At 69.0% G+C, this 18,574-nt stretch carries 22 protein-coding genes; 4 read left to right on the top strand and 18 right to left on the bottom strand.

The features are described 5' to 3' along the window. Positions 1-89: 89 nt before the first annotated feature. From AB0E63_RS37940 to AB0E63_RS37930, 3 genes are read right to left on the bottom strand one after another with little or no spacing between them, the layout of a single operon-like run. Positions 90-1,145: a serpin family protein gene (locus AB0E63_RS37940; protein ID WP_360377081.1), complete on the bottom strand. Its 1,056-nt coding sequence runs from the start codon at positions 1,143-1,145 to the stop codon at positions 90-92. Positions 1,146-1,149: 4 nt separating this feature from the next. After that, positions 1,150-1,434 (bottom strand): antibiotic biosynthesis monooxygenase family protein, encoded by a 285-nt coding sequence (locus tag AB0E63_RS37935; protein WP_360377078.1) that lies wholly within the window; start codon positions 1,432-1,434, stop codon positions 1,150-1,152. Between the two features lie 20 nt (positions 1,435-1,454). After that, positions 1,455-2,360 (bottom strand): EamA family transporter, encoded by a 906-nt coding sequence (locus AB0E63_RS37930; protein ID WP_360377076.1) that lies wholly within the window; start codon positions 2,358-2,360, stop codon positions 1,455-1,457. A gap of 73 nt (positions 2,361-2,433) precedes the next feature. Between AB0E63_RS37930 and AB0E63_RS37925 the strand changes: the two genes are divergently transcribed. Then, on the top strand, positions 2,434-3,342 hold the full coding sequence (locus tag AB0E63_RS37925; protein ID WP_360377073.1) for a LysR substrate-binding domain-containing protein: 909 nt from the start codon (positions 2,434-2,436) through the stop codon (positions 3,340-3,342). Between the two features lie 218 nt (positions 3,343-3,560). Here AB0E63_RS37925 and AB0E63_RS37920 read toward each other — a convergent pair whose 3' ends face one another. After that, positions 3,561-4,487 carry a helix-turn-helix transcriptional regulator gene (locus tag AB0E63_RS37920; protein ID WP_360377070.1) on the bottom strand — a complete coding sequence of 309 codons (927 nt, stop codon included), beginning with the start codon at positions 4,485-4,487 and terminating at the stop codon, positions 3,561-3,563. A gap of 101 nt (positions 4,488-4,588) precedes the next feature. On the opposite strand from AB0E63_RS37920, the gene AB0E63_RS37915 reads away from it, so the two are divergent. Then, positions 4,589-6,034, top strand: coding sequence for an MFS transporter (locus AB0E63_RS37915; RefSeq protein ID WP_360377067.1), 1,446 nt, complete (start codon positions 4,589-4,591; stop codon positions 6,032-6,034). Between the two features lie 7 nt (positions 6,035-6,041). Here AB0E63_RS37915 and AB0E63_RS37910 read toward each other — a convergent pair whose 3' ends face one another. From AB0E63_RS37910 to AB0E63_RS37900, 3 genes are read right to left on the bottom strand one after another with little or no spacing between them, the layout of a single operon-like run. Beyond that, the gene (locus tag AB0E63_RS37910) at positions 6,042-6,815 is read right to left on the bottom strand and encodes a pentapeptide repeat-containing protein (protein WP_360377065.1); all 774 of its coding nucleotides are present in this window, start codon (positions 6,813-6,815) and stop codon (positions 6,042-6,044) included. Further along, positions 6,799-7,920 (bottom strand): peptide chain release factor 2, encoded by a 1,122-nt coding sequence (prfB, locus tag AB0E63_RS37905; protein WP_360377062.1) that lies wholly within the window; start codon positions 7,918-7,920, stop codon positions 6,799-6,801. Before prfB ends, AB0E63_RS37910 begins: the two co-directional genes overlap by 17 nt. Positions 7,921-7,938: 18 nt before the next feature. Next, positions 7,939-8,565 carry a helix-turn-helix domain-containing protein gene (locus AB0E63_RS37900; protein WP_360377060.1) on the bottom strand — a complete coding sequence of 209 codons (627 nt, stop codon included), beginning with the start codon at positions 8,563-8,565 and terminating at the stop codon, positions 7,939-7,941. A gap of 71 nt (positions 8,566-8,636) precedes the next feature. Between AB0E63_RS37900 and AB0E63_RS37895 the strand changes: the two genes are divergently transcribed. Continuing rightward, positions 8,637-9,452 carry an NAD(P)H-binding protein gene (locus tag AB0E63_RS37895; RefSeq protein ID WP_360377057.1) on the top strand — a complete coding sequence of 272 codons (816 nt, stop codon included), beginning with the start codon at positions 8,637-8,639 and terminating at the stop codon, positions 9,450-9,452. On the opposite strand, the gene AB0E63_RS37890 is transcribed toward AB0E63_RS37895, so the two are convergent. The 10 genes from AB0E63_RS37890 to AB0E63_RS37845 all read right to left on the bottom strand — a co-directional run bounded on the left by AB0E63_RS37890 (position 9,445) and on the right by AB0E63_RS37845 (position 16,790). Then, complete coding sequence (locus AB0E63_RS37890) at positions 9,445-9,843, bottom strand: pilus assembly protein TadG-related protein (RefSeq protein WP_360377054.1); 399 nt, start codon at positions 9,841-9,843, stop codon at positions 9,445-9,447. The genes AB0E63_RS37895 and AB0E63_RS37890 overlap by 8 nt on opposite strands. A gap of 23 nt (positions 9,844-9,866) precedes the next feature. Continuing rightward, entirely contained in the window at positions 9,867-10,340 is a 474-nt protein-coding gene (locus AB0E63_RS37885) for a hypothetical protein (RefSeq protein ID WP_360377052.1), read from the bottom strand. After that, positions 10,337-10,732, bottom strand: a complete 396-nt coding sequence (locus tag AB0E63_RS37880) for a TadE family protein (protein ID WP_360377050.1) — start codon at positions 10,730-10,732, stop codon at positions 10,337-10,339. The genes AB0E63_RS37885 and AB0E63_RS37880 overlap by 4 nt, the downstream gene beginning before the upstream one ends. Next, entirely contained in the window at positions 10,732-10,929 is a 198-nt protein-coding gene (locus AB0E63_RS37875) for a hypothetical protein (protein ID WP_360377048.1), read from the bottom strand. Before AB0E63_RS37875 ends, AB0E63_RS37880 begins: the two co-directional genes overlap by 1 nt. 14 nt (positions 10,930-10,943) lie before the next feature. Beyond that, positions 10,944-11,882, bottom strand: coding sequence for a type II secretion system F family protein (locus AB0E63_RS37870; protein ID WP_360377045.1), 939 nt, complete (start codon positions 11,880-11,882; stop codon positions 10,944-10,946). After that, positions 11,879-12,739, bottom strand: a complete 861-nt coding sequence (locus tag AB0E63_RS37865; RefSeq protein WP_360377043.1) for a type II secretion system F family protein — start codon at positions 12,737-12,739, stop codon at positions 11,879-11,881. Before AB0E63_RS37865 ends, AB0E63_RS37870 begins: the two co-directional genes overlap by 4 nt. Further along, positions 12,739-14,019 (bottom strand): ATPase, T2SS/T4P/T4SS family, encoded by a 1,281-nt coding sequence (locus AB0E63_RS37860; protein ID WP_360377040.1) that lies wholly within the window; start codon positions 14,017-14,019, stop codon positions 12,739-12,741. The genes AB0E63_RS37865 and AB0E63_RS37860 overlap by 1 nt, the downstream gene beginning before the upstream one ends. Positions 14,020-14,203: 184 nt before the next feature. Then, positions 14,204-14,947: a GntR family transcriptional regulator gene (locus AB0E63_RS37855; protein WP_360377037.1), complete on the bottom strand. Its 744-nt coding sequence runs from the start codon at positions 14,945-14,947 to the stop codon at positions 14,204-14,206. A gap of 53 nt (positions 14,948-15,000) precedes the next feature. Then, positions 15,001-15,774, bottom strand: a complete 774-nt coding sequence (locus AB0E63_RS37850) for a TIM barrel protein (protein ID WP_360377034.1) — start codon at positions 15,772-15,774, stop codon at positions 15,001-15,003. Further along, positions 15,771-16,790 (bottom strand): Gfo/Idh/MocA family oxidoreductase, encoded by a 1,020-nt coding sequence (locus AB0E63_RS37845; RefSeq protein ID WP_360377032.1) that lies wholly within the window; start codon positions 16,788-16,790, stop codon positions 15,771-15,773. Before AB0E63_RS37845 ends, AB0E63_RS37850 begins: the two co-directional genes overlap by 4 nt. A 97-nt stretch (positions 16,791-16,887) precedes the next feature. On the opposite strand from AB0E63_RS37845, the gene AB0E63_RS37840 reads away from it, so the two are divergent. Then, a complete protein-coding gene (locus tag AB0E63_RS37840) occupies positions 16,888-17,838 on the top strand; it encodes a LacI family DNA-binding transcriptional regulator (protein ID WP_360377029.1) in 951 nt (316 codons plus the stop codon). Here the strand turns inward: AB0E63_RS37840 and AB0E63_RS37835 are convergent. Further along, positions 17,835-18,563: an AraC family transcriptional regulator gene (locus AB0E63_RS37835; RefSeq protein WP_360377026.1), complete on the bottom strand. Its 729-nt coding sequence runs from the start codon at positions 18,561-18,563 to the stop codon at positions 17,835-17,837. The two genes, AB0E63_RS37840 and AB0E63_RS37835, sit on opposite strands and share 4 nt — an antisense overlap. Positions 18,564-18,574 lie beyond the last annotated feature (11 nt).

Genomic DNA, 18,574 nt, shown 5'->3' with positions numbered 1-18,574 from the left:
CAGTGGGCCGAGCCAACCAAACGCGTCGACGGTGACGTCGCCGCCCTCACAGTAGAGACGGTCAATCCCGTCACCGCCCCGGCCAATCCCTACGAGTAGTTCACCCAGCCGGCCACGACGGGCACACCTGTCGGCCGATGTACGGCGATGAACCCGAACGGCTGCTCCAACGACACCAGCAGCGCCTTCCCACCCGGCATCGGCGCGGACCCGGCGGCCATCGGCATCGCGGTCACGGCGGCCGCTTCGAACCCAGTGGCGGAGAAGCGTGCCATCACCGCTTGCTTGGCTTGGTCGATTGCCAGCGGGTGCGAGCTCAGCCCCGGGAAGTGCCCGCGGCTGTTGTCCATCGCCGTCCGCAGCCCGAACACGTCGGGATGCTCGAGCAGATCGTGTTCCGCGTCGACCTCGAAGTACGGCATCGACAGGATCACGCTCGGCTGCGGCGACATCGACTCGATCACCTGCAACGCGGGCGCAGTCCGCTCGCCGGCCAGCAACTCCGCCCCGCTCACCCCGTCGCCGCTCAGCTCGAGCGCAGCCGCCAGTACGGCGCCCCGACCAGCCTCACCCGCCACCAGGCGTACGTCGAACTCCCCGACGCCGACGACCGTCACAATCGTGAGCCGACCGACCGGAGTCTCATGAACCCGAACGCTGTCGAGGTCATAGTCGGTCCGGCCCAGCCAGCGACGATCTCCGCGTGGGTACTCGGTGAAGGGCAGGGCCCACTTGGTCTTCAGCGCCAGCGCGGACGCGAGCACCAGCAGCACATCCTGGGTGAGCCGGATCGGCATCCGGCGCAACAGACCGTCCGTCCGCTCGACCACCCAAGCATCCAGGGCGGCCTGATCGGTCAACGTGCCCTGAACCTCCGGCGGCAGGAACCGATCGACGCCCGGCTGCAACACGATCTCCGGCCGGGTCCACAGCCCCAAGGCCATCCGGAGTTCGGTCGTGTGCGGGAGACCGTCGTACCGTCCACCGGCGGCCGCGGCGAGCTCGCTGCGCGCCGGGTCGTTGGCGAGCTCGGCGAGGATCGCGAGCAGGGGCTGGACTCCGAGGCCGGAGACGACGGTGCTGTCCTCGCCGGGAAGGCTCTCGATCCAGCGAGCGGTCAGACGAGCGACGTTGCCGGCATCCATCGCCTCAGACGTCCGTGAAGTGCTCGACGTGCGGCGGGTTCGCGAAGTGCGGGCCGATCAGGCCGCGCCAGACACCGAAGGCGTCGCTCGCGCGGAACGCCTCGTGCGCCGCGACCGACTCCCACTCGACCTGGAGGACGAAGCGGGTGGACGTCTCGATGCCGCGGACCATCCGGATCTGTCCGCTGCCCTCCGCGTTCTCGAGCTGCTTGCGGGCTTCCAGATAGGCGGTCGCAAAGGCGTCCTCCTGGCCGGCGATCACATCGAACAACGCGACTTCGAGCACCATGCCGCCAACCTTCTCATGGCTCAGGCCGCCGACTCGCTGAGGATCCGTTCCCCGGACTCCACCGGGCGCTGCGGACGCCGCCGGATCACGGTGCAGGCCATGCCGCCGATCACCAGGGCCGCCGCGATCGCCTGCTGGAGTCCGACCGCCTCGCCGCGGACCAGCCAGGCGGTGGCCATCGCCACGATCGGGACTAAGAGGGAGAACGGCGCCACCGTGCTGGCGTCGTACTGGCGCAGCAGATAACCCCACGTGCCGAAGCCGAACAGGGTGGCGACGAACGCGAGGTATCCGATCGCGCCGATGCCGGTGAGCTGGATCCCGCGCAGCGCGTCCAGATCCTCCCGCGGTCCTTCGGTGAGCAGGGACAAGAGCGTCAGCGGTACGACGGCCACCGCGCTGACCCAGATCATGAAGCGCAACGTGTCCTGCGGCTTCGCATGCCGGGTGATCGTGTTGGAGACGCCCCAGCAGGCGCCGGCCGCGATCACCAGGACGAGCCCGCCGAGCGGCGCGGAGAGTCCGTGGTCGAGCATGATCAGGAGCATTCCGACGCAGGCGATCACGATGCCGGCCACCTGCGCCCGCCGCGGCCGTTCGCGCAGTACGACGATCGCGAACACGACCGTGAAGATCACCTGACTCTGCAGCACCAGCGACGCCAGACCCGCCGGGACGCCGCCCTTCATCGCGATGAACAGCAGGCCGAACTTCGCGACACCGAGCGCGAGGCCGACGCCGATCACGTACCGCCAGGCGACCCGCGGCTTGCCGAGCAGGAAGATCGCGGGCACGGCGGCGAAGAAGAACCGCAACGCCGAGAACAGCAACGGCGGGAAGTCCTCCAGCCCGACCTCGATGACGACGAAGTTCACGCCCCAGACGAGGACGACGGCGAGCGCGAGCAGCAGGTCACGGGGTTTCATGCCGTCCAGTCTCGGCGGGACTACACTTAAGGACCAGCACTGATTTCTACTGCCTTCGATGTAGGAGTGCTACATGATGGATCTCGGCCGGCTCCGCGCTCTGCAGGCCGTCGCGCAGTACGGCTCGGTCAATCGCGCCGCCGAGGTGCTCGGGTACACACCGTCGGCGGTGTCGCAGCAGCTGGCCAAGCTCGAGCGGGAGACGCGCACGACGCTGGTCGAGCGCCAGGGACGCGGGATCGTGCTGACCGACGCGGCCCGGCAGCTGGCAGCGACCGCGACGCAGATTCTCGAGCTGGTCGAGGACGCCGAGCTGACGCTGGAAGAGCAACGGGGACAGGCGATCGGGACGCTGACCATCGCCGCGTTCCCGACCGCGGCCCGAGGATTGTTGCCGCATGCCTTGGGGCGGTTGATGGACGACAATCCGGGCCTCGATGTCCGTCTCGTCGAGACCGACCCGTTCGAGGCCGTTGCCGCGGTCAACCGTGGTGAGGTGCACGTGGCGGTCGTGCACGACTGGCACAACGCGCCGCTCAGCCTGCCGGAGGGACTGTCCCGCGTAAAGCTCGGGTCGGATCCGGCGGATGTGCTGGTCCCGGCGACGCATCGCCTGGCCGGCAAGGAGTTCGTCCGCGCCGAGGACCTGGTCGGCGAGCGCTGGATCTGCCAGCCGGCCGGTTCGGTCTGCTACGAGTGGCTGATCCGGACGATGCGCCGCGCCGGCGTCGAACCGAACGTCGCCTACTCGGTCGCGGAGTACCAGACCCAACTGGCCATGCTTGCCCGCGGCATCGGTATCGGCCTGCTCCCGCGGCTCGGCCGCGGCACACTCCCCGACGGCGTGGTCGTGATCCCGCTCCAGCCCGCCCCGAGCCGCCGCCTGTACGCCGTCTGGCGGACGACGACCTCCCGCCGTCCGGCGATCTCGGTCACCCTGCAGACATTGAAGACAGCCTGGCCCGACCGCGACACCGCATGATCGAATGTGATCACCTTGCGCGACCGGTTGACAACACTCCGGAGTGACCACTAGGTTCACTGAACTATTAGGAAACCTTCCTAACCATCCTCTCGCCCCCGCCCCGACGCAGTACCCCGGCCGCCCTGCCCGGCGGCCGGGGTACGGCCGGCCGGTCCGCCCGGCGGCCGGACTCCGGGCCGGCTGACCGCCCCTCAGCCGGCCCTTCGTCCGGCCTTTCAGCTGGAGCCGACGAGTGTGCGGAGTTTGGTTTCGGTTTCCTCGTCGGCGGCGGTGTAGATGTTGGCGCGGAGTTGGCCGGCGCGGGTCAGCCACATGATCGCCGGCTCGATCCGCAGGATGCCGGCCTTCGCGTTGTCCAGCACCTTGATCCGGGTGCTCGGCGCGGCAACGTCGTACCGCTCCCACAACTCCGAGAACAGCGCCGAACTGGCCAGCAGCCGCTGGGTCAGGTCCTGCCACACTGGCTCGCCCAGATGATCGGCCAGCGCGGCCCGGTACGCGGCGACCATATGGTGCTTCATCGACTCCGCCTCCGTGAAACTGCACCGCCACTGTTTCGACACGAAGGTCAGCCAGAGGATGTTGCGCTCCTCGACCGGGATGACGCGCAGGTCGAGGATGACGTCACAGTACGCGTCGTTGAACGCGAGGATGTCGTAGCGGGCGTTGAGTACGAGCGCTGGGTACGGCGAGACCGTGTCGAGCATCTTCTGGATGGACGCGGGCAGCACCGTGCACTCGCCACGGGCAGGGCCGAGTGGGAGACCGGCCAGTGTGTAGAGGTGGTCGCGCTCCAGCTTGTCGAGCCGCAGCGTGTTGGCCACGGACTCCAGCACCTGCGCCGACACGTTGATGTCGCGACCCTGCTCCAACCACGTGTACCAAGTGACGCCCACGCCCGCGAGCAACGCCACCTCCTCCCGCCGCAGCCCAGGCGTCCGCCGCCGCCCACCCGGCGCGAACCCAACCTCCTCCGGCTGAATCCGCTCCCGCCGGCTCCGCAAAAACACCCCCAACTCCCGCCGCCGCTCCCCCTTACCCACACCGTCCCGGATCGGCAGGGCAGGACGCTCCGCCTCTCCAACCACGCGGCGCGTGGCGTCGCGGGTGGGAGTGTCGGTGGGGGGTGGGAGGGTGGTCATGGTTCCATCATGCGGGGAACTGCAGCCTGGTTCCAGGTGGTGTGAATACCAGGATAAGTAGACTCTCACCACCAGGCTGCGAGTGAGCGCAGGGTGGGGGCATGACAGACCAGCTCCAAGCTGCCACCGCCCGTGACATCCCCGCCGCCCCGCCGCCTGCCGTCGCGTCGCCGCTGGGGCCGGTGGCTCTGACCACCCTGCTCTTCGGCGCCTTCCTGCCGATGCTCTCCTTCTTCATCATCAACGTCGCGCTCCCCGCGATCGGATCCGACCTGCACGCCAGCTCCGGCGAGCTCCAGCTCGTCGTCGGCAGCTACGGCATCGCCAACGCGACGCTGCTCGTGGTCGGCGGCCGGCTCGGCGACGGCCTCGGCCGCAAGCGCCTGTTCCTGATCGGCCTGATCGGCTTCACCGTGATGTCGCTGATCTGCGCCATCGCACCGACCATCGGCGTACTCCTGGCGGCCCGTGTCGCCCAAGGTGCAGCAGCCGCCGCGATGACCCCACAGGTCCTCGCCTCGATCTCCAGCCTGCTCACCGGCGAACACCGCGCCCGCGCGATGGCCATGTTCGGTGTGGCCGGAGGCGCCGCGGCCGCACTCGGTCAGATCCTGGGCGGCGTACTGGTCGAGGCCAACGTCTTCGACCTCGGCTGGCGGGCAGTGTTCCTCGTCAACGTCCCGGTCGGCATCCTCGCTGTCGCAGCCGCGATCCGGCTGCTGCCGGAGACCAAAGCCGACAAGGCACAGCGCGTGGACCTCGTCGGCGCCGCACTGCTCGCAGTGACCCTGGTGCTCCTGCTCCTGCCTCTCACCGAGGGCCGACCACTCGGCTGGCCGCTGTGGACCTGGCTGTGCCTCGCCGCAACCATCCCGGCCGTATCGGTGCTCGGCGTACACCAGCACCGGTCTGAGCGGTCCGGCCAGTCACCGCTGATCCCACCGACCGTGCTGCGGCTGAAGGCGATGCGGATCGGTCTACTGCTCGCGGTGGCGTTCTTCACCACGTTCGGCGGCTTCATGTTCGTGTTCGCGCTCGCCACCCAGGGTGAGGCGCACATGTCCCCACTGGAAGGCGGTCTGAGCCTGCTACCGATGGCGGTCGGGTTCCTGATCACCTCGATCTACGGCCCCCGCCTGCAGGTGCGGTACGGCGCCGGCCTGATCCTGCGCGGGTGGATCATCCAGGCCGTCGGGTACGCCGTACTCGCGGTCGTCGCCCTCACCCTGTGGCCGGACGTGGACCCGTGGAGGCTCGCCGTACCGATGCTGATCGCCGGCTTCGGTTCCGGCCTGGTCATGGTGCCGCTGATCGGCGTTGTGCTCAGTCAGGTCCCGCCGACCCAGGCCGGCCTGGGTAGCGGCATCCTGCTCACCAGCCAGCAGACCTGTCTCGCACTGGGCACGGCCACGGTCGGTACGGCGTACCTCGCACTGGCTGGCACGTCGTGGGGCCAGGGCAAGGCACTCGCCGCGGTAGCGCTGGCCATCACCGCAGTGTCGCTGCTGATGACTCCGATCACGCACCAACTGCGCTCACGCGCCTGAGCGGTGCTCACCAGTGCGGCGGGCGGCTGACTGCCTGCGGGAGTTTGGTGGCTTGGTCGCCTCTGGCGGCGTTGACCTGGGATTGCGTGAGGAAGAGAGCGCCGGTCAGGTCAGCGCCGCGCAGGTCCGCGTCGCGGAGGTCCGCCCCGATCAGGTCCGCCTGGCGGAGATCGGCATAGCGGAGGTCCGCGGCGATCAGGTAGGCACCACGCAGGTTGGCCTTCGCGAGGTCGGCGCCGCGGAGACGGGCGCCGATCAGGTCGGCGCCGCGGCGCTCCTTCTTCTTGCTCTGCTTGCCACGGACCAGCTGACTGGTCTTCAGCAGCAGCTCGTTCACCGCGGCCCGCTCCGCCATCACGTCGATCGTCGTGAGGTCCGCCGTACGACTGACACCCTCGACTCGCTCGATGGCCGCCCGCACCTCCGCGTCGAACGCCTTGTATTCAAGGGCTTCCGTGAGATACCAGAGCAGCTCGTGCAGCTGACGCAGGATCGGTAGCGCCGCGAACATCTCCTGTCCCGGCTGCTCCCGCCAAGTCTGGCCGGCCCGGCGTGAGATCTCCTGACCGGCACCGAAGCAGTCGTAGACCGTGCACCCCTGGAAGCCCGCCGTACGCAGCTTGCTGTGAATCGTGCAACGGAAGTCCTGGCTGAGATTCGGGCAGGCCTCACCCGCGGGCTTGTCCAGAGCGAAGTCCGCCGACTTCGCGAACGTCAGCGCGACGCAGCAGAGGCCGAAGCAACTGCCGCAGTCCGCGCGCAGATCAGTTCTGCTCAGCAACCGTCTGGCCGGTGCGGCGCCAGCGGATGCCGGCCTCGATGAACTCGTCGATCTCGCCGTCGAAGACGCCGGATGTGTTACCGGACTCGTACTGCGTGCGCAGGTCCTTCACCATCTGGTACGGGTGCAGGACGTACGACCGCATCTGGTCGCCCCACGAACCCTGCACGTCACCGCGCAGCGCGTCGATCTGGGCCCGCTCCTCGGCCTTCTTCAGCGCCAGCAGCTTGGCCTTCAGGATGACCATCGCGGAGGCCTTGTTCTGCAGCTGGGACTTCTCGTTCTGGCAGGAGACCACGGTGCCGGTCGGGATGTGCGTGATCCGGACCGCGGAGTCGGTCGTGTTGACGCTCTGACCACCCGGGCCGGACGAGCGGTACACGTCGATCCGCAGTTCCTCCTCGGGTACGTCGATCTCGTCGGTCTGCTCGAGCACCGGAACCACCTCGACCGCGGCGAACGAGGTCTGCCGGCGACCCTGGTTGTCGAAAGGCGAGATCCGGACCAGGCGGTGCGTGCCCGACTCCACACTCAGCGTGCCGTACGCGTACGGCGCCTTGACCCCGAAGGTGGTCGACTTCAGGCCGGCCTCTTCGGCGTACGACGTGTCGTAGACCTCGGTGGGGTAGCCGTGCCGCTCAGCCCAGCGCAGGTACATCCGCTGCAGCATCTCGGCGAAGTCGGCCGCATCCACACCGCCCGCGCCGGAACGGATCGTGACCAGCGCCTCGCGCTCGTCGTACTCACCCGAGAGCAGCGTGCGGACCTCGAGGGACTGGATCGACTTGCCCAGCGAGCCGAGCTCCTTCTCCGCCTCGGCCAGGCTGTCCGCGTCGTTCTCCTCGCGACTGAGCTCGACCAGGACCCCCAGGTCGTCGACGCGACTGCGCAGCGCGGTCACCCGCTCCAGGTCGGACTGCAGGCTGGACAGCCGCGACGTCACCTTCTGCGCGTTCGCCTGGTCGTCCCACAGGTCCGGCGCGGCGACCTGCTCACCGAGGTCGGCGATCTCGCGGCGCAGAGCGTCGAGATCGAGCACCTTCTCGATCGAGGTCAGCGTCGCGTCGAGCTGCTTGAGCTCCGCGTCAAAATCCAGTCCAGCCACAACCAAGCAGCGTACCCGCTAGGCGGTAGTTGTCGCTAAACCATGCCTTAGTACGGCGAACACCTCGGAGACTGACCGTTCGAAGTTCTGCTGCACTTGGGGCAGTTCGACAGCAGTCGACTCATCGGGCAGCAGCCGGATCAGCTCGTCCTCGAGCACCTTCATCGCCGCCGCGAACTGGGCCGCGATCAGACGGTTCCGGAGCCGGCCGGGGTGCCGCTCGTCGAGCGCGGCGGTGAGGAGCGTCTCCATCTCGGCCGCGTTCAGCCGCCGGCGGGCCTGCAGCGCGGCACTGCCTTCGATCGTCCGGACGAACTGCTTCCAGGTCGCCAGGTGCCCGACCTCCAGCCGTTCCCGGATCCCGGCCAGGTAGCTCGCCTCCAGCACATCCACCGGATCCGCGTCCGCCGGTGCCTCCCGGATGGCCCGCGCCGGGCCGCGCCACCAGCCCTGCTCGTCGAAGAACAGATCCTCCTTGGCCGGGAAGTGGTTGAAGACCGTCTGTACGGCGACGTCCGCGGCGCGCGCGACCTCCGCCACGGTCACCGCGTCGAACCCGCGCTCGATGAACAGCGTCGTCGCGACGTCCGAGATCGCCTGCCGCGTCTGCCGCTTCTTCCGCTCCCGGCGCCCGCTCTTCTCCATTGGACAGAGCGTAGGGCATCCTGCTTTACTTCATCCAATCTTGTAGTCACTACACTTTTGGAGCATATCCAATGACGATCCTCGTCACCGGCGCCCGCGGCAAGATCGCCCGCGCCGTCACCACCGGCCTGGCTGCCGCCGGCCACAACGTCCGTGTGGCCTCTCGCGAGCCATCCGCCGTACCCGCCGCTCCTGGCATCACCGTCGCCGGGTACGACGCAGCCGACCCGGCACCCGCCTTGGACGGCGTCAGCCAGGTCTTCCTGTACTCCGACCCGTCCTTAGCACTCGCATTCGTCGCGGCGGCCGACGCGGCCGGGGTCAAGCAAGTGGTGCTGCTCTCGTCGCTGTCCGCGCTCGGAGGTCCCGAGGACCCGCATGCGAAGACCGAGCACGTGATCGCCGGCGGGTCCTACGCGACCACCCGGCTGCAGCCCGGCGCCTTCATGAGCAACGCGATGTTCTGGGCCCACCAGGTCCGCGCGACCGGGCAGATCCGGCTCCCGTACCTCGACGCCGAGGAGGCCCCGATCCACGAGCAGGACATCGCCGACGCCGCGCTCCGCGTGCTCCTCGACGGTCCGGGCAACGGCCACGACGGTCGCGGTTATCCCCTGACCGGCCCGGCGTCCATGACCCGGCGCCACCAGATCGAGCTCGTCACCCAGGTCACCGGCGTACCGATCGAGGCCGTCGATCTCACTGCCGACCAGGCCCGGGCCGAGCTCCAGATGCGCGACGCCGGCCAGCGCGAGACGCTGCTCGCCTACTGGGCCTCCCGCGTCGGCGTCTCCCAGCCCATCGAGCCCGGCGTCGAACTCCTCACCGCCCACTCACCCCGCACCTTCACCACCTGGCTGACCGACCACCCAGGCCTCTTCACCTGATCGGTACGACGGCCGCGGCCTCTGAGGCGATGTCGGCGGAGCCTTGCCAGCCTGGGGGCTTGAAGGGGAGGTCGACGGATGAAGTGAGGCGTACGGTGACTGTCGTACCGGCGACGTCGGCGGACCAGTCGAGGCCGTCGAATCTGTTGCTGGCGGCAACTTGGTCCAGGTACGCCGCGGTCAGTCGGCGCGCCTCGTCCGGATCGAGCTCCGCGTTTCCGTCCGCCGCGGGCTGCGCGTAGATCGCCGCCAGGCCGTTCGCCGCGGCCAGTACGGCGCCGTCCGCGGTCGCGTCCAGATCGCGGCGTACCAGGAACACCTTGGAGATGTCGGTCACCACCACGATCATCAGCAAGATGATCGCCGTGAACCCGATGATCAGGACGGTCATCTGACCTTGCTCGTCGCGGCGCCTCATCCGTTGCCTTTGGCTTCGCGGTAGTCGCCGTACGGCTCGGTGTGGGAGGCGCTGACGTGGATCGCCGGGGGTTCGCCGCCGAGGGCGTCCGGGATCAGCGGCAGGCGTACTTCGGTGTCGAGGGTGACCGTCACGGTCGAGCCGGGCTCGAGGCAGGCGGGGCTGCAGGTGATCGTGAGCTGGTCAGGGCTCAACTCCATCCCCTGATCCTTCATCGCCAGCCGTGCCGCCTCGAACGCCCGCGTCCGGGCGTCGTCCTCCGACAACCCGGCCGGCACGATGATGAACGCCCGCCCAGCTGCCCGGGTCGCCGCGGTCGCGCCGTACGAGGCCCGCTGTACGTCGAACACCGCGAGCATCACGTACACCAACGGGACCATCAGCAGGATCGCCAGCCAGGAGAACTCCACCACCGCACTCCCGCGCTCATCCCGCCGGCGGAAGAGCCACCAGGCGTCGCGCGGACTCATTCGCCGGTCTCCTTGATGGCGTGTCCTTCGACGCTGAAGTCGATGCCCGGCCCCCACAGACCGAGCGGTGGCATGTGCGCCTTGACGACGACCTCCACCCCAGGCTGCCCGTCGACGTCGGTCGCCTCGGCCGACACCGAGTCGATCAACTGGTCGCGAACCACACCGCTCACCAGCTCACGCGTCCGCGCCGCACCGTCGCCGGGCATCCGGTTCAGTACGGCCGCATAGTGCGCACCCTCCGACGCCGCCGCCGTCACCGTGTTGCGCACGTACAGATACATGCCCACCTGCAGAATCCCCAGAAACAACGGCACGACGAGCGTCGACACCAGCACGAAGTCGACGACCGCCGAACCACGCTCCCTCCGCGGCCGGGGTCCCAGGAGCATCACTTGCTGCCGACGGAGTCCAGGGCGTCTTGGAGCATCTGCTTGAGCTGGGTGCCGGCCAGTTGCCAGATCGCGACGACCAGGCCGGCGGTCATCACGGTGATGAGCACCCAGCCGGGCACATCGCCGCGTTCCCGCCGCGCCGGGCGCGGCTTCAGCAGCAACGCCAGGAACACTCTCGTCAGTAGCAGGGACATGACCTCTCCTCAGTTCATCCGGCGATCAGCCGGATTCCGACAGCGCCCGGATAGAAGGCGAAGGCGATGGTCACCGGCAGAACCAGAAAGATCACCGGGACCATCATGGCTACCTCACGGCGCGCGCCGGACTCGATCAGCTCGCGCCGCCCGGCCTCACGGATGTCGCCGGCCTGCGCCCGCAGCACGTCGGCCAGCGGGGTGCCGCGTTCCAGCGCCACCGCCAGCCCGTCCGCGAATCGCGACAGCGCCAGCAACCCCGTGCGGTCCGCGAGCGCGTCCAGCGCGCGGATCAGTGTCTCCCCCGCCCTGGTCTCACCCAGGACACGTTTCAGTTCGTCGGCCAACTCGCCCCGGCAGGACCGCGCCACCCGGTCGAGGGCCGCTGCCGGACCTTCACCGGCCGCCACCGACAACGCCAGCAACTCGGCCACGGTCGGCAGCTCGACGAGCAACCGGCGCTCGCGGCGCCGGACCTGCGAGGTCAGATAGGTGTCCCGGGCAAGCACTCCGAGGACGCCGAGCAGAGCACAGACCACCAGCATCCCGAACGGATTGCCCTTGCCGAGCGACAGCGCTACCGCCGACGCGAACAGACCGGCGCCGAAGGCAACGGTCCCCCACAGCAGCTGCTCGATCCTGAACTCCTCGATCGTCCGCTCCAGCCCCGCCCGCGCCAACCGCCGCCGGATCGAGGCCGCTCCACCGAGCAGTCGCTCCAGCCGCCGGGCACCCGCCCGCAACGACGGCCCGAACAACCGCAGGATCGCGTAGAACGGTGAGCTCGAGTCCACCACGCCGACGAACACCTCGGGCCCACCGAGATCGCGCAGGTACGGCGAGATGCGCTCGTCCGCAGTCGGCTTCCGCAGGAACGGCAAGCGCCGTACGACGACGAGCAGGCCGGCACCGAAGACCGCACCGACCAGACCTCCCATCAACACCGGGCTCATCGCAGCACCCGCTCGGGCTCGGGCAGTCGTCCGATGCGCAGCATCAACCGGTACGCGATCACGCAGACGACAGCGCCCGCACCGATGATCAGCGCGCCCATCGGCGAGTTGTAGCGCTGGATCACATCGCCCTGGAAGGACAGCAACGCCAGCACCAGCCAGGGCGCGGCCACCGCGACGCGGGCACCGTTGACCGACCACGACTGCCGCGACTCGAGCTCGGACCTGGTCCGGGCGTCGTCGCGCAGGAACGTCGACAACGAGCGCAGCAACCGGCCGAGGTCACCACCACCGACCTCGCGGGCGATCCGCAACGCCTCGACCACGCGATCGCCAACAGGATCCGCGAGCCGCGCCTTCAACCGATCCAGCGACTCCGCGAACCGGCCCGTCGACGCGTAGTCCGCGCCGAACCGGCGGAACGGCTCCCGCAACGACAGCGGCCCGCGCTCGCCCACCTGCGCGAGCGCCTCGGACAGCGACAGCCCGGCCCGGACCGCCGACGCGATGTTGTCCACCACGTCCGGCCACAGCTCCCGGAACTCGGCGAGCCGCTTCCGCGCCCGGCTCCGCAGCACCGCGATCGGCAACCCGCCGGCCATCAGGCCGAACACCACGCCCACCGGCCACGCGCCCGACACCAGGAACATCGCCACGAACCCGACGAGCCCGGTGATCACGCAGGCGCCGATGAAAGCACCAGGCGTCACGCCTTCAACCCCGGCACTCGCCAGAAGCTCGCGGCTTCGGGCGATCAACCGGCCATCCGCAGCGGGCCCGGTCTCGGCCGGCGCCACGAACGTCGCGATGATCAGCAGCAACCCGATCCCGAAGAACAGCCCGAGCAGCAGCCCCATCAGCCCACTCCTCGCGGCAGCTCGGTGAGCAGCCCGGCCAGGTTGTATCCGGACTGCAGGAACCGCTCGGGATGCGGCAGGTGCCCCTCGGCCCGGCGCAGCAGCCCGTCGACCGTGCCGAAGATCGTCTCGGTCTCGATCGTCTGCTCCTCGATCCGCCCGCTGACCCCGACGATCTCCCGCACCCGCCGCTGCCCGTCCGGCCCGATCCCGAGGTGGATGACGAGATCCACACACCCGGCCACCGTCGGCAGCACGAACCGGCTGCCGATGTTCTCCCCGGCGAGCAGCGGCAGCGTGCACATCTTGGTCAGCGCTTCACGCGCCGAATTCGCATGGATGGTGCACATGCCCGGCAGCCCGCTGTTCAACGCCAGCAGCAGATCCAGGCACTCCTCGCCGCGCACCTCACCGACGATCACCCGCGACGGACGCATCCGCAGCGACTCTTTGACCAGGTCGCGCAACCGCACCTCGCCGGTGCCCTCGAGACCCGCCTGCCGCGTCTGCATCGACACCCAGTCGGGGATCGGCAGCTTGATCTCGAAGACCTCCTCGCAGCTGATCACCCGCTCGCTGCCCGGGATCGAACCGGCCAGCGCGTTCAGCATCGTGGTCTTGCCCGCCTGCGTGCCGCCGGAGACCAGGATGTTCAGCCCGACCGCGACCGCTGCCTCCAGCACCGCGCCCGCGTGCGGCGTCAGCGAACCGAGCGCGACCAGATCGGTCAGCCGGGTCGCGCGCACGGTGAACTTGCGGATGTTGATCGCCGCGTACCGCTGGGTGATGCCGCCGAGAACGATGTGCACCCGGCTCCCGTCCGGCAGCCGCGCGTCGGTGAAGGGCTGGGACACGTCGATCCGCCGGCCGGTCGTCTTCAGCATCCGCTCGACCAGATCGCTGACCTCTTCCTCGGTCAGCACGGTCGTGGTCAGCTCGTGCCGGCCGTCCCGGGCGATGAAGACTCGGCTCGGCTCGTTGATCCAAATCTCTTCGACCGCCGGGTCGTCCAGATACCGCTGCAGCGGGCCGAAGCCGGCGACCCGGTCGTGCACCTCGCGGCTGACCGCCTCCAGGTCACCGATCGGCGGGACCACGCCGGTCAGGCTGCGCTCGTCGTACTCCCGGACGACGGTGGCGACGATCACGTTCACCGCGGCCGGGTCACGGAGCGGGTCGATGCCCTCCCGGCGGACCACATCGCGCACCTGCGCGTCGATCAACTCGACCGCACCGTCCCAGCCCGACGACCGGCGCGCGGCAAGTCTGTCGGCTGTCATCGGTCTCCCCGTGTGTGTCCCGTCTGGCGACCACGCGGTCACCATGCGCGACCATCCTTTCAACCATGGGGCACCCGGCGCCACTCGCCTCCGGCGCCCTGTGGACAACCGTGACATGCGAAAGGCTCACCGAGCGTATCCGCCAGTTCACGGCGAGGCCACGAAATTGCAGCTTGTTGCAGATTCAGCGATGGACGAGCGTGTGCTCGAAGGAATAGCGGCTCGCCCGGTAGAGGTGGGAGCCGTACTCGACCGGCTGACCGTGGTCGTCGTACGTGATCCGGGTCGTGGCCAGGAGTGGTGAGCCCGGCTCCTCCGACAGCAGGCGAGCGTGCTCGAGTGAGGCGGGGATGGCCGAGATCGTCTGGTGCGCCACCTTCAGACGGACACCCTCGGCGCGCAGCAACTGGTAGAGCCCACGCTCGGCCAGCGTGGCCGGGTCCGTCTCCAGGAGGTCCGCCGGGAGCCAGTTCCGCATCAGAGCCAGCGGCTCGCCGTCTGCCCGCCGCAGGCGCTCCAGCCGAAGCACTCGGTCGCCCTGCTCACACTGCAACGCGGCAGCGACCTCCGCGGTTGCCGGAGTGATGCCGAAACGCAGTACTTCGGTCTCCGGCTTGCGGTGCGCCGCGGCCAGGTCGTCGTACAGGCTGGTGAGCTCGAGGGAACGTCGTACCTGCCCTGAGTTCCCCACGACCTGCGTGCCGACGCCGCGCTTGCGCACCAGCAGTCCCTGGTCGACCAGTCGCGCGATCGCCTGCCGCACCGTCGGCCGGCTCAACCCGTAGGCCTCCGCGAGGTCGACCTCGTTGCTCAACCGGGATCCGACCGGCAACTCACCGCCCTGGATCGCCGCTTCGAGCTGCTGCGCCAACTGCACGTGCAACGGCGTACGGCTGTTCCGATCGACTCGGACCTGGACGGTGCTCATGCGCACATCTTGCGGCCTCGGGCCGATTCCGTCGACCCACTACCCTGATTTGATCAGAGCCCTTCGTTGGTGAACGCCGCGCGGAAACGACGCAGGGCCAGCTCACTGTCCGTGGCGGCGAACGCTTCCAGCCCGACCGTGCCGTCATATCCCAGCTCACGCAGGGCAGCCGCGACCGCGGGGTAGTTGATCTCACCGGTCCCCGGCTCACACCGGCCCGGTACGTCGGCCACCTGGATCTCGCCGAGATACGGGAACGCCTTGCCGAGCAGCTCGATCAGGTTCCCCTCGCCGATCTGCGCGTGGTACAGGTCCAGCATCAGCTTCAGCTGCGGGTGATCGACAGCCTCGACCAGCGCGAGCGTGTCGGCCGCCTTCCCGAACGGCACGCCGGGATGGTCGACTTCGGCATTGAGGTTCTCCAGCACGAACATCACGCCGTACCGCTCGCCGAGCTTCGCCAGCTTCTCCAGCGTGCGCGCGGCCGTCAGCCACATCCGCCCGGTCACCTCGTACGCCGGTACGACGGGCAGCCCGCGATCGTCGAGCTCCGTGCCGTGCAGGTTGAGCCGTGGACACCCGAGCTCGAGGGCGACGTGGACGGACTGCTCCGCGGTCTCCAGCAGCCGATCCTGCTCGTGGGTCAGCGATCCACCGACGTACCCGGTCATCGACGAGAACACCGCACCGGTCTTCTTCAGCTCGGCAAGGTCCTTGGTGGTCCAGTTCCAGATCTCGACGTCGAACCCGGCCGCGTGGATCCGCTCCACCCGCTCGGCGAAGGGCAGATCGGTGAACACCATCTCGGCGCAGACGGCCAGCCTCATCCGAGCTCCTCGATCCGCACCGGACGGTTCTCCTCGTACGACGCGATCGCCGCCAGCGCGACCCGCAACGCATTGCGGGCATCGGCACCGGTGACCGGCGGGGCCGCGTTCGCCCGGACGACCTCGGCGAAGTCGGCGAGCTCCTGCACGTAGGCGTCGCGGAACATCTCCTCGTCACTGCGGAAGGTCTGCTGACGCAGGCCGTTCGCGTCGTAGTGGACCAGCGGACTGCTCGGCAGGCCGCCGGTGACGACCATGCCCTTGCTGCCGAACACCTCACCACGGACGTCATAGCCGTACAGCGCCGAGAAGTTCGCTTCCGCGGTCGCGATCGCGCCGTTGTCGAACGTGATCAGCACGACCGCGGTATCGAGCAGGCCGTCGTTCTTGTACTCCGGGGCGACCAGCGCATCCGCCTTCGTGAAGACCTCGACCGGCCGGGCACCAGGGTTCAGCCAGAGCAGCGTGTCGAAGTCGTGGATGAGCGTCTCGCGGAAGATCGTCCACGGCGGGATGCCGGCCCGCAAAGTCGCCGGACCGGGGTCCCGGGTGATCGACCGCATCAACTGCGGCGTACCGATCCCGCCGTCCTCGACGGTCCGGCGCGCCGCGGCGAAGTCCTTGGCGAACCGCCGGTTGAAGCCGACCTGGAAGGCGACCCCGGCGGCGTCGGTCGCGGCGATCGCCTGGTCGATCTCCTCGAGCGTCAAGGAGGCAGGCTTCTCACACCAGACCGGCTTGCCCGCGGCGGCCGCGCGCTGGATCAGGTCCAGGTGGGCGGCCGCGATCGAGGTGATCACCACGCCGTCGACGTCCTTCAGCAACCCGTCCACGTCCTGGGCCTCGGTGCCGTACCGCGCCGCGAGCTTCTCCGCCGCCTCCGGCCTGACATCGGCGACCGCGGCCAGCTCGGCGCCGGGCACGTGCCGCGCGATGTTACCCGCGTGCATGGTGCCGATCCGGCCGGCTCCGATCAGCCCGAGCCGCACCAGCGGCAGTCCGTGGTCTGTGCGCATCCGCCACCCCTTCACCAGCAAGGACTAGAGCGCTCTAGTCATCGCTAGCGAACACTGCTTTGATGGCCCTGGTCAAGACCCTGGGAGAATCGCCGAGATGAACCACCGACCGACGATGGAGGACGTCGCCGCCCGCGCCGGGGTGTCCCGTGCGCTGGTCTCGATCGTCTATCGCGGCGTACCGGGGGCGAGCGACGAGACCCGGGCCCGCGTGTTCGCGGCCGGCGACGACCTCGGGTACCGCCCGGATCGTCGGGCCCGGCTGCTCGGACGTCAGCGCACGCGGCTGATCGGCGTGGCGTTCGACGTTCGCTATCCCTTCCACGGCGATCTGGTCGAGGCGCTCTACCCGGCGGCCGAAACACTCGGCTACGACCTCACGTTGAGTGCGGTCACCGGCTCTCGAGGTGAGGCGGTCGCGGTCCAGTCCCTGCTGGACTACCGCTGCGAGTCGCTCGTGCTGCTTGGTCCTACCTCACCGCGGGCTGCGTTGGCCGCTCTGGCCGAGGCTCAGCCGACGGTTGTCGTCGCGCGTAAAGTACGGGCCGCAGGCGTTCACGTCGTACGCACGGATGACGCTGCCGGCTCACGTCTGGCGGTGGAGCACCTGTTGTCGCTCGGCCACACCCGGATCGCTCATGTCGACGGCGCGCGGGCTCCCGGCGCGGCCGAACGTCGTACGGCGTACACCCAGACGATGCGCCGCGCCCATCTCGAACCACTCGTGATCCCCGGCGGCCTGACCGAGGCCGCGGGCGCCGCCGCCGCGCGCGAGTTGCCACCCGAGGTCACCGCCGTCGCTGCCTTCAACGACGCCTGTGGGATCGGTCTCCTGCATGCGCGGAGATCTCCGGAGCTTTCGATCATCGGGTACGACGACTCGACGCCGTCGCGCTTGGATCACATCCAGCTGACGACCATCGCACAGAACGCCGATCGGCTCGCGTCGGCTGCACTCGGGCTCGCGATCTGCGAGGACCGCGATCCGGCGCAGGAGATCATCACCGACCCGGACCTGCTGGTGCGTGCGACCACCAGGCCTATCTAGACCCGACTGGATCGCCGGTACGCCGATGGCGACTGGCCGGTGTGGTTGGTGAAGACGCGGCTGAGGTAGAAGGCGCTGCGGTATCCGCTGCGTACGGCGATCGCCTGCAGCGTCTCGTCGGTCTCGGTCAGCAGCTCGCGGGCCTTCTGCAGTCGGACGCCTCTGAGGTAGGCGACCGGTGTGACGCCGTGAACAGCGTGGAATCGCCGCGTGAGTTGAGAGGGGCTGATCCCCAGCGCTGCCGCCAGTTCGCCGAAGGAGAAGTCCGGCGAGGTGAAGTGGTCGAGGATGAACGTCGTCGCACTCCGCACCACCTGATCCCTGCGGACACCCTGGCGCTGCATCATCAGGATGAGATCGGTGACGACATGAGCGACCACCGGCTCGCTGTGACTGTCGAGCATGGAGAGATTGGTGCGGAGGCGTGCGAGATCCTGCACCCGGCTGCATCCGGCGGGCGGCACCAGGTCGGTGCTGAAGCGCGCATGGAAGAACGAGGTCGGCGACGTCATCCGGCGGTGCAGCGTGCCACCCGGCGGGCAGACGACGATGTCGCCGAACCTCGCCACCCCGCGGACGTCGCCGACCTCGAAGGTGAACGAGCCGGTCCGCGGCAGCAGCAGGCACCAGTTGTCGTAGGTGTCGAAGCTGAGGCTGAACTGCGTCCGGCGCGGCGCGAGCAGGTAGCCGTCGAGCGTGAGCACGGCAAGAAAGTACATGTGCATGCTCAAATCCG

The sequence above is a fragment of the Kribbella sp. NPDC026596 genome, from assembly GCF_040638415.1.
Classification (GTDB): domain Bacteria; phylum Actinomycetota; class Actinomycetes; order Propionibacteriales; family Kribbellaceae; genus Kribbella.
This window is presented reverse-complemented; position numbering and strand designations above follow the sequence as displayed.